At 42.8% G+C, this 16,170-nt stretch carries 11 protein-coding genes and 3 riboswitches; of the genes, 8 read left to right on the top strand and 3 right to left on the bottom strand.

Annotation, left to right across the window (positions count from 1 at the left end):
* Positions 1–193: 193 nt before the first annotated feature.
* The 3 genes from ACT8YW_RS07800 to ACT8YW_RS07810 are packed head-to-tail and all read right to left on the bottom strand — an operon-like array spanning position 194 to position 3,480.
* Entirely contained in the window at positions 194–1,225 is a 1,032-nt protein-coding gene (locus ACT8YW_RS07800) for an ABC transporter ATP-binding protein (RefSeq protein WP_074637581.1), read from the bottom strand.
* A gap of 25 nt (positions 1,226–1,250) precedes the next feature.
* A complete protein-coding gene (locus ACT8YW_RS07805; protein ID WP_008024880.1) occupies positions 1,251–2,288 on the bottom strand; it encodes a FecCD family ABC transporter permease in 1,038 nt (345 codons plus the stop codon).
* Positions 2,289–2,295: 7 nt separating this feature from the next.
* The gene (locus ACT8YW_RS07810; RefSeq protein ID WP_444104570.1) at positions 2,296–3,480 is read right to left on the bottom strand and encodes an ABC transporter substrate-binding protein; all 1,185 of its coding nucleotides are present in this window, start codon (positions 3,478–3,480) and stop codon (positions 2,296–2,298) included.
* A gap of 64 nt (positions 3,481–3,544) precedes the next feature.
* Positions 3,545–3,756, bottom strand: a riboswitch (cobalamin riboswitch).
* Positions 3,757–3,894: 138 nt separating this feature from the next.
* Between ACT8YW_RS07810 and ACT8YW_RS07815 the strand changes: the two genes are divergently transcribed.
* The 8 genes from ACT8YW_RS07815 to ACT8YW_RS07850 all read left to right on the top strand — a co-directional run bounded on the left by ACT8YW_RS07815 (position 3,895) and on the right by ACT8YW_RS07850 (position 16,053).
* On the top strand, positions 3,895–5,028 hold the full coding sequence (locus ACT8YW_RS07815; protein WP_444104571.1) for an ABC transporter substrate-binding protein: 1,134 nt from the start codon (positions 3,895–3,897) through the stop codon (positions 5,026–5,028).
* Positions 5,025–6,041 carry a FecCD family ABC transporter permease gene (locus tag ACT8YW_RS07820; protein WP_444104572.1) on the top strand — a complete coding sequence of 339 codons (1,017 nt, stop codon included), beginning with the start codon at positions 5,025–5,027 and terminating at the stop codon, positions 6,039–6,041. Before ACT8YW_RS07815 ends, ACT8YW_RS07820 begins: the two co-directional genes overlap by 4 nt.
* Positions 6,038–6,793: an ABC transporter ATP-binding protein gene (locus tag ACT8YW_RS07825; RefSeq protein WP_004306689.1), complete on the top strand. Its 756-nt coding sequence runs from the start codon at positions 6,038–6,040 to the stop codon at positions 6,791–6,793. Before ACT8YW_RS07820 ends, ACT8YW_RS07825 begins: the two co-directional genes overlap by 4 nt.
* A 78-nt stretch (positions 6,794–6,871) precedes the next feature.
* Positions 6,872–7,082, top strand: a riboswitch (cobalamin riboswitch).
* A gap of 214 nt (positions 7,083–7,296) precedes the next feature.
* A complete protein-coding gene (locus ACT8YW_RS07830) occupies positions 7,297–8,982 on the top strand; it encodes a putative transporter (protein WP_444104573.1) in 1,686 nt (561 codons plus the stop codon).
* Between the two features lie 132 nt (positions 8,983–9,114).
* Positions 9,115–9,332: riboswitch (cobalamin riboswitch) on the top strand.
* Between the two features lie 137 nt (positions 9,333–9,469).
* On the top strand, positions 9,470–11,533 hold the full coding sequence (locus ACT8YW_RS07835; protein ID WP_444104574.1) for a TonB-dependent receptor: 2,064 nt from the start codon (positions 9,470–9,472) through the stop codon (positions 11,531–11,533).
* Complete coding sequence (locus tag ACT8YW_RS07840) at positions 11,530–12,687, top strand: DUF5074 domain-containing protein (protein WP_444104575.1); 1,158 nt, start codon at positions 11,530–11,532, stop codon at positions 12,685–12,687. Before ACT8YW_RS07835 ends, ACT8YW_RS07840 begins: the two co-directional genes overlap by 4 nt.
* 34 nt (positions 12,688–12,721) lie before the next feature.
* A complete protein-coding gene (locus ACT8YW_RS07845) occupies positions 12,722–14,341 on the top strand; it encodes a PL29 family lyase N-terminal domain-containing protein (RefSeq protein WP_444104576.1) in 1,620 nt (539 codons plus the stop codon).
* Positions 14,341–16,053, top strand: coding sequence for a PKD-like domain-containing protein (locus ACT8YW_RS07850; protein ID WP_444104577.1), 1,713 nt, complete (start codon positions 14,341–14,343; stop codon positions 16,051–16,053). The genes ACT8YW_RS07845 and ACT8YW_RS07850 overlap by 1 nt, the downstream gene beginning before the upstream one ends.
* Positions 16,054–16,170: the final 117 nt, after the last annotated feature.

Here is a 16,170-nt window from a genome sequence, read left to right on the forward strand (position 1 = left end):
GAGAAGAGGTGACAGCAAAAGTACTGTCACTGTGCTGTCACATGCTGCCGTCACACCACTACTCATTCACTGTCAGATGTTTAAATACAAACATGTGACAGGTGACAGCAAATTTTTACTTTTTAATTCTGTAGTAGAGTGTTAAGAGATTATATTTCGGCTCATTTCCATACAGTTTTGAGGATTTTTTGAATCAACTATATCTGCTATTCACTAGATAACCGGACACCAACTTGAGCAATACCTCAATGTCTTCCGCTTTTCGAACTTCATTCTCCGGCAAATGCAGCAAAAATCCTTCCGTCTGAAGATTACCTGTTTCTATGTAAACATCAGATTCAATCTCACGCCCTGCCAGAATTCCATTTCGCAAAAGAGCTTTCCTGACCATCGCATATTTTTGACCATGCCCTTCAAGATGCATCTTTACAGAATATTCATTGTTGATTTTAAACAATCCCGTATTTTGGTCGAACATGATTCCTTTACGGGAAAAGAAGTTACTCAATGTACCATTCAGTGACAAGTCTTCAGGAGTTCCGATAGTCACACCGTTTTCTTTATCCATCATCCAGACTTTATCGGCAATCTGTAAAGCCAGTTCCAAATCATGGGTACTCATGAAAATCGTTTTCCCCGTATTGCGGGACAACCGATGCAACAGTTGCATCATCTCCACTTTACTTGGAAAATCAAGGAAGGCGGTCGGTTCATCCAGAAAAATTACAGGTGTTTCCTGCGCCAACGCTTTGGCAATCATCACCTTTTGTTTTTCTCCGTCACTCAACGTATGCATCATCCGACCGGTTAGCACCTCTATCCCTACACCGGCTATCGCACGGGAAACAATTTCTTTATCTCCTTTCTTCAACACTCCCCAAAACCCGGTATAAGGACTTCTTCCTAACGCTACCATCTCTTCCACCGTCATATTACGCAAGTCGCACTTTTCTGTCAGCACCACACTGATGACTTTCGACATATCCGCATCGGAATATTTCTCAACCTCTTTATTCATGATCCGGATCTCTCCCGACAATTTCGGAAGGAAACCGGACAGTGTATGCAACAAAGTGGACTTTCCCGCTCCATTGGCTCCGAGCAGGCAAGTGAGTTCGCCAGCATAAATACTGGCATTTATATCACGGGCTACGATATGCGTTTTATGCTTTCCTTTATAGCCTGTGGCCAGGTTCCTGATAGTTATGGTTTCTTGCTCTTGCATGTTAAGTTTCTCCCTGTTCTGATTATCATTCATTTACCTCTCCCTTACGCTTACGGAACAACACCGACACTACCACCGGTGCACCGACCAAAGCTGTGACGGAGTTGACCGGCAAAGCACCTTCAAATCCCGGCATACGGGCTATCAGATTACATAATAACGCCATTGCCGCCCCTACCAATAAAGAAGAAGGCATCAATATCCGATGGTCGGAAGTACGGAACAAAGCACGGCAAAGATGCGGCACAGCCAGTCCCAGAAAAACAATCGGGCCACAATAAGCCGTAACAATCGCCACCAAAGCTCCGGAACAGGAGATTACCAACAAACGGGCACGTTTGATATTCAAGCCCAGATTTCGCGCATAACTGTCTCCAAGCAACAACAGATTCAATGTCTTAATCAACAGAAAAGAGAGTGGAAGAAGTACAGCCATTGTACAAAGGAATGGGAATAACTGGTCACCGGAAATACGGGAAAAACTTCCTAATCCCCAAATGACATACGCGCGAATATCTTCTTCGACGCTGAAAAACTTCAAGACTCCAATCACAGCATTGGCTACATAACCAATCATCACACCGATAATCAACAGAGTCACGTTTCCTTTTACTTTCTGTGAGGCGAAAGCAATAAGCGCCATGATAGACAATGCTCCTGCAATAGCGGCAACCGTCAGCGCCAATTCACCAATCAGCCCCAGACTGCTCAACGCCACTCCTCCGAGACTGCCTGACAATAAAACGACAAAAGCCACTCCCATACTTGCTCCGGAACTAATCCCCAACACAGAAGGCCCCGCTAACGGGTTTCTGAAAACTGTCTGCATCTGCAATCCGCTGACGGACAACCCTGCTCCGGCAACTAGCGCAGTAACTGCCTGGGGCATTCTCGATTTCCAGATAATATTCGTCCAGATGTGGTTCTCATGATCTCCCCACAGGCAAATATCCCATACAGCACGAAACGGTATAGATACAGAACCCAATACGAGATTCAGGAAGAAAAGAAAAAAAATCAATCCAACCAACAGAAGCATCAACAACCAGACAGGAGTTTTCATACCCTTCTCATTTTAAAAGCTCATAAAAAACGGGAGTATATTCCGGTAGCAGTTCCGGATGAAATACTTTAATCAAATCTTTCAGCAGCACTTCCGGATGAGTGGGAACATTCTCATAATAAGGTTTCTCCTTGAGATTGCAATAAATCACTCCTTTATCTTTGAATGCCCGGAAATCAGCATACCGGGAATCCTGCGCTTTCAAGGCGTCGTAAGTGAACGTGCCGTTATGACTGTTCAATATCCGCCAATAATCAGCACTTTCCGCGCGACTGTAAACAGTCTCAAAGTCTAAAGTCACTCCACCTGTATTCGGATCATCTTTTAGGAAATAATCTGCACCGGCATCACGGAAAAGTTGTGCGAGGAAATTACGTCCTCCTACGGCGTACCAGTTGCCGCCACGCAGCTCACCACTAAAAACAACCGGCTTTTTCTCAATCTTTGCCGTCAGCTGCTTCAATGTATTATATTCAGCCTTAATCGAATCAAAGATTGCATTTGCTTTCTCCTCTTCTCCAATCAGCAGACCGATAAACTTAATCCATTCTGCCTGCCCGAGGGGAGAATTCTCTTTATATCCCAAATGCGGAATCAAAGGACTACCTACCTCTTTCAATGCGTCATATCCTCCCCGTTTGAAAGGAGAAATCAGAATCAGATCGGGATTCATGGAGATAATAACTTCATTATCAAAGTTTCCCTCTATCCCTATCTTACGAATTTTCTTCTCTTTCAACCGGCGTTTTACTTCCTCATTAAACAAATGGCGGGTACTTGTGATACCAACCACATGATCCAGCTCATCCAGTTTTATAAAATTAGATAGCTGCAACGAAGTCATACAAATGATATTCTTAATCGGAACGGACTGCACTACATAATCAGTGGATACTTTATTTTTCGCAAAGGCTTCCTTATCCCTGACAAACGCATACTGATAAATTTCCCCTTTACCTTTTTCTTTCTGCGGGTCCTGAATGGTCACCAGACACCCTCCCTCTACATATTGCACTTCGAAACCTTCAGCATATTCCGGAAGAATGATCCGGGAGGAATCAGAGGCGCTAACCGCCACTCCGACTGCCTGCGTATTGTTTTTACTCTTCTGTCCACAAGAAACGAGAAATAACAAAAGGCAAACAACCGGCCAGCATTTTCCTTTCAGCCGCATACTATTATATCTGCTCATATTTTATCTATAAGATTAATCTTCAGATTATTCAAGTATTTTTCGAACCTTACTCCCGGAAAGTATCGAAAACTTCATTCTGGCAGGTCTTCTGACTTACTCCATTTTCCTGACGCCCTTCCCGCCTCTTCATGATCGAGACAGTGGATTTGAGTATTGCAGGAAAACTTCAGCGGAGCTTACAGCAGCGGGTCTGTTCAGGATTTTCACCTGATTCCCTTTTCACCACTCTTTCCGTAGCATCGGAAAAGTGACACCAAAATTCACCTTGCAAAGATACATAAATAGGAATGATTTCGGAGAAAATGCAATAAAAAAAGAAAGAATATCTCCAAAGATACTTATCTTTGCCCCACAATGTCAATCTTCAGACACCGAAAATTATTTATTCATTTAAAAGATACACGAATAAAGATGAAATCTCCTATTTCAATCCTCACATGGCTATGTCTTCTCTTCCTGGCTAGTTGTATACCCAACAAGAAGACTTCTCTCGAGGCTTTCAAACAGGATGTCTATACACCTGAATATGCTACCGGATTCAAGATTCTGGGTGCGGACAATACCGCCAGCACACTTATTCAGGTTTCCAACCCATGGCAGGGAGCCAAGGACGTGAAAATGTCTTATTTCATTTCCCGCAACGGTGAACAAGCGCCTGCCGGATTTACCGGTCCTACGATTCCTGCCGGAGCAAAACGCATCGTATGTATGGCTTCTTCCTACATCGCCATGTTCGACGCACTAGGACAGGTGGACAGAATTATCGGAGTATCGGGCATCGACTATGTATCCAATCCATATATCCTTGCACACAAAGATTCTATTAAGGATATGGGGCCCGAAATGAATTATGAGTTATTATTGGGACTGAAACCGGATGTTGTCCTGTTATACGGTATCGGAGATGCGCAAACTGCCGTAACAGACAAACTGAAAGAACTGTCTATACCCTATATGTATGTAGGAGAATATTTGGAGGAATCACCGCTTGGTAAAGCCGAATGGCTGGTAGCTCTTTCCGAATTAACAGACAGCAGGGAAAAAGGCATCGAGATATTCCGTGAAATCCCTAAACGTTATCAAGTTTTGAAAGCGCTCACCGAATCGGTAGAGCAACGTCCTACCGTTATGCTCAATACCCCGTGGAACGACAGTTGGGTGATGCCTTCCACACAAAGTTACATGGCACAATTGGTAACTGATGCAGGTGCGGATTATATCTACAAAGAAAACACTTCTAACAGTTCCACTCCCATCGGACTAGAAACGGCTTACAAACTGATACAAAAAGCCGACTACTGGATTAATGTAGGCATGGCTTCTACGTTGGATGAACTAAAGACGGTCAATCCTAAATTTGTAGACGCCAAAGCTGTACGCGAAAAAACTGTTTACAACAACAATTTACGAACAACACCGACAGGAGGCAATGACTACTGGGAATCTGCAGTGGTACGTCCTGACGTCGTATTGCGTGACCTGATTCATATCTTTCACCCCGAACTCGTATCCGATTCACTTTACTATTACAGACATCTGGAATGAAACAACCTAATAAACGTACTCCCTTTTTATTCATTACACTGGGGATAGTTGCCATACTGTTATTACTGATAGACATGGCAACGGGAGATACATATATTCCTATCACCAAGGTATGGGCTGTACTCACCGGAGGCGAATGTGACGAAATGACACGGAATATTCTCCTTTCTATCCGTTTCATACGGGTAGTGGTAGCGGCTTTGATAGGAATAGCACTCTCCGTTAGCGGTTTACAGATGCAAACAGTATTCCAGAATCCGTTGGCAGATCCTTACCTGCTGGGAGTAAGTTCCGGTGCAGGACTGGGCGTAGCTCTGTTCATACTAGGTGCTCCATTACTTGGATGGGCGGAGTTTCCAATTCTTCAGTCGCTGGGTATCGTAGGTTCGGGCTGGATAGGAACTGCCGTAATCTTATTGGGAGTAGCCATTATCAGCCGGAAAGTAAAAAACATTCTCGGTGTATTGATTATGGGAGTTATGATAGGCTACGTAGCAGGCGCTATCATTCAGATACTCCAATACCTAAGTTCTGCCGAACAACTGAAAATGTTCACACTCTGGTCAATGGGATCTCTTAGCCATATCACAGTCACCCAATTGGGAATCATGATACCAATGCTATGTATCGGCTTACTGATTTCCGTAGCCTGTATCAAATCGCTGAACCTGCTACTGCTCGGTGAAAATTATGCACGAACGATGGGAATGAACATTAAACGTTCACGCACGTTCATCTTCGTTTCTACCGCACTGCTGACAGGAACGGTCACCGCTTTCTGTGGTCCGGTAGGATTTATCGGCCTGGCAGTACCGCACGTCACACGACTGCTGTTCAACAACGCCGACCACCGGATACTGGTCCCCGGCACCATGCTGACAGGGCTTATCAGCATGCTTCTCTGCGACATCATCGCCAAGAAGTTCCTGCTTCCGGTTAACTGCATCACCGCCTTGCTAGGTGTTCCGGTTATTTTATGGGTAATTACTAAAAACTTGCGTAGATTCAAATGATAGAGCTTAAAGAACTGACATTAGGATATGGACAGCGCACGCTGTTGGAAACGGTAAATGCCCGAATCACAGGCGGACAACTCGTTGCCCTGTTAGGACGTAACGGAACGGGAAAGAGCACCCTACTCCGTGCCATGATGGGACTGGAAAAGCCTCAATCAGGAGAAATTACTCTGCAAGGAAAAAACATAGCTTCATTGAAACCGGAAAAATTAGCCCGGAATATCAGCTTTGTCACCACCGATAAAGTACGCATCGCCAATCTCCGCTGTAAAGATGTAGTAGCCTTAGGGCGTGCTCCCTATACCAACTGGATCGGCCAACTGCAACCGGAAGACCAAAAGCGGGTGGATGAGGCTATGCAGCTAGTCGGTATGTCCGGTTATGCAGAAAAGACAATGGATAAAATGTCCGATGGCGAATGTCAGCGAATTATGATTGCCCGTGCCCTTGCACAGGATACTCCCGTCATCCTGCTTGATGAGCCGACCGCCTTCCTGGACTTACCCAACCGCTACGAGCTCTGTTTACTTTTAAAGAAATTGGCACAGGAAGAAAAAAAATGTGTCTTATTCTCCACTCATGACCTCGACATCGCCTTATCGCTTTGCGACTCCATCATGCTCATAGATAATCCGCAGATGTACACGCTGCCTACTCCGGAAATGGTGGCCAGCGGACATATAGAAAGACTTTTCCGAAATGAATCCGTCACGTTTGATGTGCAGGAGATGAGAGTACGCATCAAATAAACAAACAGATATCCGACAAGAATCAGACTGTGTATAAAATAAATAGGTAGCATTCATTTGGGTTCTATATAAATTCGCTATCTTTGCCCCCGAATTGGTTTCAGATAGCCATATCAACTATCTGAATTAAAAGGGAATCGGGTGTAAATCCCGGACAGTCCCGCTGCTGTGAAACTCTATTCAACTTCTTGATATTTACTTTTACCACTGACCGGGTATAGATAGTCAAGGTCGGGAAGGAATCAGGAAGGGAGTCAGTCAGAAGACCTGCCATTCATACCTTAATGGCTGTTTTTACTCGTGGGATAGGAAAACGGCAAACTATAAAAAAATAATCGAGTAGTCATGACATCGGAAATGATTGAAGGAGGATAAATTCTCTCTAGCTAAAATATCAAAAGGACGGCATTAGACCGTCATGCTCAATGTGTGCGTATCCCCGCAGAAGTGATTTCTCCGGGGGTACTTTTAGCTAAACTAAATATCATCATATAATAATCACAATGGAAGTTCTAAGAAATTTATTTGAAGGTTACCCCAATCTTTGGGGCGGCGGAGTGGCACACTCCGTACTGATTCTGTCACTAACCATAGCGTTTGGAATCATCCTTGCAAAAATCAAAGTGCGGGGAGTATCTCTGGGAGTTACCTGGATACTCTTTGTCGGAATCGTATTCGGTCATTTCAACATGAATCTGGACGAACACCTGCTCCACTTTCTAAAAGAATTCGGATTGATTCTGTTTGTTTACTCAATTGGTTTGCAGGTAGGACCCGGCTTTTTTTCAGCATTCAAAAAGGGTGGCTTTACCCTGAATATGCTGGCCATGCTGGTAGTAGTATTAGGAGTAACCATTACTGTTATCCTGCACTTCACCACCGGAGCTCCGATTACCACAATGGTAGGTATTCTGTCGGGAGCCGTCACCAATACTCCGGGGCTGGGAGCCGCACAACAGGCCAATAGTGATTTGAATGGTATAGATGCTCCCGAAATTGCTTTAGGATATGCTGTCAGTTATCCGCTGGGTGTAGTAGGTATCATCCTTTCCCTGCTTGCTTTGAAATATCTCCTTCGCATCAATACTGCTCAAGAAGAAAAAGAAGCGGAAGTCGGTCTGGGACATCTCCAGGAACTTACCGTACGTCCTATCTCCATTGAAGTGAGAAACGAATCGGTAGACGGCATCAGGATTAAAGAACTCCGCCCGTTACTGAACCGTAAGTTTGTCATTTCCCGCATCAAACACCGCGAGGGTGGAGAAACCGAATTGGTCAATTCCGAAACAATTCTACATGTAGGGGATATCATATTAGTGATCTCTACCCCGATTGACGTGGAAGCAATCACTGTATTCTTCGGAAAGGAAATCAAAATGGAATGGGAACAACTGAACAAAGAGCTCATTTCACGCCGTATCCTGATTACTAAACCGGAATTGAACGGAAAAACGCTTTCACAACTCAAAATCAGAAACAACTTCGGAGCAAACATCACCCGTATCAATCGTTCGGGAGTAGACTTGGTAGCTTCTCCACAATTACAGTTACAAATGGGAGACCGTGTCACCATTGTAGGTTCCGAACTGGCTGTTGCCCATGCAGAGAAAGTACTTGGCAACTCCATGAAACGCTTAAATCATCCGAACCTGATTCCTATCTTTATAGGTATCGCTTTAGGATGTATTCTGGGAAGTCTTCCTTTCGCATTTCCCGGAATCCCGCAACCTGTGAAACTAGGACTGGCAGGCGGTCCGCTCATCGTTTCTATCCTGATTAGCCGTTTCGGTCCGAAATACAAGCTGATTACTTATACCACCATGAGTGCCAACCTGATGCTTCGTGAAATCGGTATTTCCATCTTCCTCGCCTGCGTAGGTTTGGGAGCAGGCGAAGGCTTTGTAGACACAGTCATTCATGGCGGAGGATATGTATGGGTAGGCTACGGAGTCATTATAACCATCCTGCCACTTCTGATTACAGGATTGATAGGACGGTATTATTGCAAGCTGAATTATTTCACGCTTATCGGGGTTCTGGCTGGTTCTACCACCAATCCGCCGGCATTGGCTTACTCCAACGACCTGACCTCCTGTGATGCACCTGCCGTTGGTTACGCTACGGTCTATCCGCTCACCATGTTTCTGCGAGTATTGACGGCACAAATATTGATTCTGTCGTTGGGATAACATATTAATATATCCTTTTTCCATCCTACTGATTATTAACAAATGGGGAAAACAGAATCAGATGCCGGAATATTTGTTATTGGTCAGTGGGATATTTTTTTAGAATAAAACAAACTAATTAATAAAAACTTTCTAACTTTGTGCCGTTAAGGTTTCCTTAAACAACTTTTGCGTTGTTAAGGAATGAAAAGGGAATGCCGTGTAAACCGGCAACAGAACCTGCTGCTGTAAATCTCCGCTCCTTGTAATCAGAGAGCAAAATTGCAACACGAAAGTCACTGGATAGTTTATCTGGGAAGGCGTTGCAAAATGGGATGAGTCAGAAGACCTGCCTTGATGCTCTGATTTACACCTGCGGGATTTCGGGTAGTAGTCAAATAGAAAATAAGCAATTATCTTTTATTTGGTATAATAGCTATATGTCCGTTTGTGTAGATTGAATTCAGATCTGAACAAACGGATTTTTTATACCTATAAAATAAAAGACATGCTTTCTATTCAAGTCCATTCATACAATAAGCATTGTATCCATTTACGGTGGATATTATGTTTGATTCTATCTCTATTTACCACATTACCGGCCATTTCCCAATCCAAGGTTCGGCATCAGACTTCTCTGTCTGATACACTTCTCAAACTCAAAGAAGTTACTATCTACAGTAATCGGATACAAAAAAAGATGTCTCCTGTGCAGATACTGTCCGGCAAAGAACTTGAGAAGCTAAATGTTTACTCCGTTGCCGATGCTTTACGCTACTTTTCCGGAGTACAGATAAAAGATTATGGAGGTATTGGAGGACTAAAAACCGTCAATATACGAAGTATGGGCAGTCATCATGTCGGAGTATTTTATGATGGTATTGAATTAGGAAATGCGCAAAATGGAGTTGTCGATCTAGGTCGTTTTTCATTAGATAATATGGAAGTCATTTCACTATATAATGGTCAAAAAAGTGCCATCTTCCAACCTGCCAAAGATTATAGTTCCGCAAGTGCCATATATATGCAGACACGAAAACCCCTATTCAAAGGGGAAAAGAAAAACAATCTGAACATCGGGGTGAAAGGCGGTTCATTCTCTACCATCAATCCGTCACTACTTTGGGAACATCGTTTCAACGAACGAATAAGTAGTTCCATCAGTACGGAGTATATGTATACATCAGGACGATATAAATTCACATACGCCAAGAAAGATGGTTACGACACAACAGCTGTCCGTCAAAATGGAGACGTAAGAATGTTACGTTTGGAGAATGCATTCTTCGGAAAAATCCCCAAAGGAGAATGGAAAGCCAAAGCATACCTATACAATTCAGAACGAGGATATCCCGGAGCTACGGTAAGAGAAGAGCCGGGTAAGTTTCGACATCAGGACCGGCAGTGGGATACCAATCTGTTTGTGCAAGGCTCTTTTCAAAACTATTTTAAGCCTTGGTACAGTCTGCTAGCCAACGGAAAATATGCTTATGACTATCTCCACTATTTATCCGATCCCAGACTGGATGTCACCACCATGTACGTAGACAATCACTACCGACAGCAAGAAATCTATGCTTCGGCCGCCCATTTATTCACCATCTATCCCTGGTGGAGTATGTCATTATCCAACGATTTTCAATGGAATACATTACGGGCCGATCTCATAGATTTTGTCTATCCAACCCGTAATACAATCCTGACTTCTGCCGCCACGTCCTTTGATTTCAACCGCCTCATGTTGCAGGCGAGCCTGTTATATACTCATGTCGACGACAATACTCGTACCAAAGGAGCTAATGCAGGCACCAAAAACAAATACACTCCTTCTGTCATAGCCACCTGGCAACCATTGACCAAGTTCCCTCTGAATGTACGGGCCTTTTATAAAAAAGTCTTTCGCATGCCGACTCTCAATGATTTGTATTATACTTTTATAGGCAATAAGGACTTAAAACCAGAATATACCACCCAATACGATGTGGGTATCACTTTCTCTCACACCTGGAATAACCATTGGCTGAAAAGCCTGGACTTACAAATAGATGGTTACTATAATGAAGTAGATGATAAAATCATTGCCATGCCTACCTCCAACCAGTTCCGTTGGACTATGATAAATCTCGGACATGTGGAAATTCGGGGATTAGACGCAGCCATACGAGGAGAATGGGGTTTCGGAAAGGTGGAACTTAGCACTCTATTCAATTACACCTATCAAAAGGCACAGGATTTTACCGATCCTACCAGTGAATGGTATGGAGGCCAGATTCCTTATATACCTTGGCATGGAGGTTCCATCATCCTCAATGGAAGTTATCAAACATGGTCCTGCAACTATAGTTTCATTTATACAGGTGAACGCTATGAAGCAGTCGCCAATATCCCGGAGAACTACGCACAGCCTTGGTATACCCATGATTTTTCCCTATCCAAAACTTTTCAATGGGGGAAAACGGGAATACGTGTAACGGCAGAAATTAATAATATCTTCAATCAGCAATATGAAGTAGTGCAATGCTATCCTATGCCCGGTACAAGTTTTAAAATCAAATTAAACGTCATGTTATGAGAATATCTGTTCTATCCATCATTATCTGTTTTGTTCTTCTATCGACTTCTTGTCGCGAAGATGAACGCATTATTCCGTCAACTCCCAACCAAGTTACCCCCGGAGTAAGCGGTACCTCTGTCAAAGGTTTCTTTCTACTCAATGAAGGAAATATGGGAAGCAACAAGGCTACCCTTGATTACTTTGATTACGAAACCGGTATCTATCATAAGAATATCTATGCGGAACGGAACCCGGGAATCGTACAAGAATTGGGGGATGTGGGAAATGATATCCAAATCTATGGAAATAAGTTATATGCCATCATCAACTGTTCTCATTTCGTAGAAGTGATGAATGTAGAAACAGCAAAACACATCACGCAAATTTCCATACCTAATTGCCGTTATATAGTTTTTAAAGATAAATATGCATACGTCAGTTCGTATGCAGGCCCTGTCAAAATAGATCCCAACGCCAGACTGGGGTATGTAGCACGTGTTGACACTACCACACTGACTGTCAAAGATACCTGTGTGGTCGGCTACCAGCCGGAAGAAATGGTGATTGTGGACAACAAACTCTATGTAGCCAACTCCGGCGGGTATCGCGTACCTAATTATGACCGCACGGTATCCGTCATCGACTTGAACACATTCAAAGTTATCAAAACCATTGATGTGGGAATCAATTTGCATAGAATGGAATTAGACCAATACGGAAATATTTATGTCTCATCCCGGGGAGATTATTATGACACTTACTCCGAAACATTTGTAATAGATTCCAATACCGATAAAGTAATCGATGAATTACCGCTTCTTCCCAATACAGAAATGGCGATTTGCAGAGATTCACTGTATGTATACAGTACAGAATGGAGTTATTACACCAACAGTTGGACAGTCTCTTACGCCATCTATAATACAAAAACAAAGAGAACTGATACCCGCAATTTTATTACAGATGGTACGGAAAAATCTATCAAGATACCTTATGGAATAGCAATCAATCCGGAAACAGGTGAATTCTTCGTCACCGATGCCAAAGACTATGTGACTCCCGGCACATTATACTGTTTCTCCCGGGATGGAAAAAAGAAATGGTCAGTCATCACGGGGGACATTCCGGCACATATTGCCTTTACAGATAAGAAACTAAAAGCGATTCAATAATTCATATCACTATTACTAATTAAAAACAAAAGCAATGAAGAAAATTCTATTTTTACTGCTCACTATCATTACGGTATGCAGTTGCTACAATGACGATGATCTCTGGGATAAAGTCAATGATCTTGACGGACGAGTAGAAACACTAGAAACAACAGTCAAGAAAATGAACTCTGAAATTACAACTTTACAGAGTTTGGTAGACGCATTAAATCAAGGGAAAATAATTACGAATACAGAACAGACCTCCGAAGGCTACACATTAACTTTCAGTGATGGAAGCACCGTATCTATCAAAAATGGAAAGAATGGTACAGATGCTCCTGTGATTGGAGTGAAAGCTGACGAAGACGGAATATATTACTGGACCATTACTACCAACGGTACTACAGAATGGCTGCCGGATGCAACTAACAAGTTAAAAGTGACAGGTACAACTCCAGTTATGGGAGTTGACAGTGACGGATACTGGACCGTTGATACAGGCGAAGGAGCCAAACGTATTAACGGAACAGACGGAAAACCTGTGAAAGCGGAAGGACAAGACGGAGACTCTTTCTTCAAATCTGTTACAGTTAATGACAACCATGTACTAGTTACTCTTGCAGATGGAACGTCGTTCACATTGCCCAAAGGGGAAACATATACATTTGACATTGCCAATAGGGATTATACCTTGTTCTCGTCTAATGAAACAAGGACGTATCTTCTTACAACTGCCAATATAGACGACGCAACATTAATTGCTATTCCGCAAGGATGGACAGCGGTTCTTAATGATAAAGACTTAAGAATCACAGCTCCGGCAGTTTCAGGTGATGATGTCAAAGATGGTGAACTTAAAATACTTGTCACTCCGTCCAAAGCTTTCGGTAAAGTAATAAAAATGCAATTAAGAGCAGTGCGTGAAGCACACTTCTTGACATTCGAGGATGTTGATTATAAAGGTGATGCTAACATGGTAGGAGAAAGAAACTGGTCATCATTAATTGACAGCCAACAATATGGTGGCTCACTACTTTATCCTAAGAATAACCAACTCTATAACTGGAATGATGCAAACAATACTTTTCTTGCTTCCGAACTTCCTAACGGATGGGGTGATTACCAATACTGGGGTGGCGGACACGCAATTTCCAATTATCTGGATATGGACCTTACTCATGGAGACTTCCAGCACCAACTAGCGGTTTATTATCAGGATGCAAAAACTGGTTTTGGAGGACATAATGGTTCCAAAAACTTCTGCGTACATTACGGCTATGCAGACAATTCCGGATATGCCAACGGTCCATTACCCTATATTTACTTTGGAGACGGAGTTGCTCGTGTAGTTGACCACATGTATGTGACTATGACGACCTACCTAGCCAACTGTGTGGCCAACGGTAACGGTTTGACCGCACCCGCAGGCAAAGATGATTGGGTGAAACTGGTTGCTATCGGTTATGATGAAGATGGAAAAGAAGTAGCTACACGTCCGGAATTTTATTTGGTTGGAGTCGAGGGTAATATACTTGAATGGACAAAATGGGATTTATCCGCATTAGGCAAAGTGGTCAAAATAGACTTTAATGTCACTGGAAGTAATGATAACGGATATGGTTTCAGCCAACCTGCCTATTTTGCTTATGATGATGTAGCAGTGAGATTCTAATGAAACATATTATACTTTTTTTATTTGTTCTGTTAGCATTAATATCATGCGTGAAAGAAGAGGAGGACTCTCCTCTTCTCTCCGCTCCTGTCATTACCTTGAAAGAAGAATCCCCCATCTATAAAACAAAAATTGGTCGGGAGATAACCATCGCTCCCATTTATGAAAATACCGATTCGGAAACGACCTTTAACTGGACAATAGATGGAAAGAGTATCTGTACCGCTTCCACCCTGACATTTTCAGCCGATGAAGCAGGCAGGTATTTCATTCTGATTTCTGCCACCAATGCTGGAGGGACAACAGAAAAAGAGATACGTATCGATGTCTTTCAACTTGATGTACCTACTATCTCTATTGCGGATGCCGACAAAGGTTTCAAAGTGCTTCAAGGCTCTGAACTAACCATTACACCTATAGTAGATTCTTTTCTGGAAACCAGTTACTCCTGGCAAATAAACGGTGAAGATATTTCGAGCGAATTAACCTGTACTCTCCCCACAACCGAGCTTGGCGAATATCAGGTTCGTTTTGCTACTCACAATGAAGATGGCGATGACGAAGTAACTTTCAAAGTAGAAGTTTGTTCACCGGATCAAGTAGATTTCAACTGGACATTCCTGCAAACGGAATATAACATGTCAGCCGGCAGAACTATCCGTATCAAACCGGTTGACGTGAATAATGCACTGGATGCAGTCTATACATGGACCGTGGACAATGAACAAGTGCAATCCGGAGAAAATGATACTTATCTGTTTACATCCGAGCAGCAGGGAGAACACACGGTAAAGGTCGAAATGAAGAACTCATATATACTCGCTACGCAAACATTAAAAGTCAATGTTTGCCCTCCCGCAGGAACATACCAGCGGAAGATTAGCGCCACAAGTTCTGCGTCAATGAACAGAGTATATGAATATTTACCGGCTCCCGGTCAATTCATCAATGAGAATCATACCACAACTACTATGGCAGAAGCCTGCACCTATGCAGAAGAACGAATCAATCAGACGGCTTATGTTTCCCTAGGCGGATTCGGTGGATACATCATCGTTGGATTCGACCATAGTATCGTGAATGATGGAGATTACAACATTGCTATTACAGGAAACGCTTTTGATGGTTCGTCAGAACCGGGAATTGTATGGGTAATGCAGGACGAAAATGGTGATGGGTTACCTAATGACACTTGGTATGAATTGCGCGGATCCGAATATGGGAAAGCCGAAACCTGGCAGGACTATGCCGTCACCTATCATAAACCAACTGGTATTCAGCTTCCCACCTCATGGACAGACAATCATGGTCAAAGTGGGTCTATTGATTATCTGGGTGCTTTTCACCGGCAAGATTATTATTATCCCGCCTGGGTAAAGGAAAAACAATATACTTTGCGAGGTACTCGCCTGAAAGAGCGTAATTACGATCAATCCGGTAATGGTACTTATTGGGTAAATGATAGTTATGAATGGGGATATGCTGATAATTTCAGTGCCATTGATCGTCTGACAGATGATGACAACTATAATGCCGGACCGTCTGACAATCATTTCAAGATATCCCATGCTGTAACTTTCGACGGTAAGGATGCAAACCTGAAGTACATTGATTTTATCAAAGTACAAGTGGGTGTTAATAGTAAAAGCGGTTGGTTGGGTGAAATATCCACTGAAGTTTTTGGAATAAAGGATTTCAACATGCTCAAATAATTGATAGAATATACATAAGAGATTCTTTTCCCTATTAAATATAGAGATAAAAATTACCAAATGGTAATTTTTATCTCCTCCCATAACCCTACCTTTGTCACCATTTTCAACGACAAA

The organism is Bacteroides sp. (assembly GCF_052357945.1).
Classification (GTDB): Bacteria; Bacteroidota; Bacteroidia; order Bacteroidales; family Bacteroidaceae; genus Bacteroides.

Coding starts and splice junctions, on each gene's coding strand:
- ACT8YW_RS07800 (WP_074637581.1), bottom strand. CDS start 1,225: ATGCAAGAGCAAGAAACCATAACTATCAGGAACCTGGCCACAGGCTAT.
- ACT8YW_RS07805 (WP_008024880.1), bottom strand. CDS start 2,288: ATGAAAACTCCTGTCTGGTTGTTGATGCTTCTGTTGGTTGGATTGATT.
- ACT8YW_RS07810 (WP_444104570.1), bottom strand. CDS start 3,480: ATGAGCAGATATAATAGTATGCGGCTGAAAGGAAAATGCTGGCCGGTT.
- ACT8YW_RS07815 (WP_444104571.1), top strand. CDS start 3,895: ATGAAATCTCCTATTTCAATCCTCACATGGCTATGTCTTCTCTTCCTG.
- ACT8YW_RS07820 (WP_444104572.1), top strand. CDS start 5,025: ATGAAACAACCTAATAAACGTACTCCCTTTTTATTCATTACACTGGGG.
- ACT8YW_RS07825 (WP_004306689.1), top strand. CDS start 6,038: ATGATAGAGCTTAAAGAACTGACATTAGGATATGGACAGCGCACGCTG.
- ACT8YW_RS07830 (WP_444104573.1), top strand. CDS start 7,297: ATGGAAGTTCTAAGAAATTTATTTGAAGGTTACCCCAATCTTTGGGGC.
- ACT8YW_RS07835 (WP_444104574.1), top strand. CDS start 9,470: ATGCTTTCTATTCAAGTCCATTCATACAATAAGCATTGTATCCATTTA.
- ACT8YW_RS07840 (WP_444104575.1), top strand. CDS start 11,530: ATGAGAATATCTGTTCTATCCATCATTATCTGTTTTGTTCTTCTATCG.
- ACT8YW_RS07845 (WP_444104576.1), top strand. CDS start 12,722: ATGAAGAAAATTCTATTTTTACTGCTCACTATCATTACGGTATGCAGT.
- ACT8YW_RS07850 (WP_444104577.1), top strand. CDS start 14,341: ATGAAACATATTATACTTTTTTTATTTGTTCTGTTAGCATTAATATCA.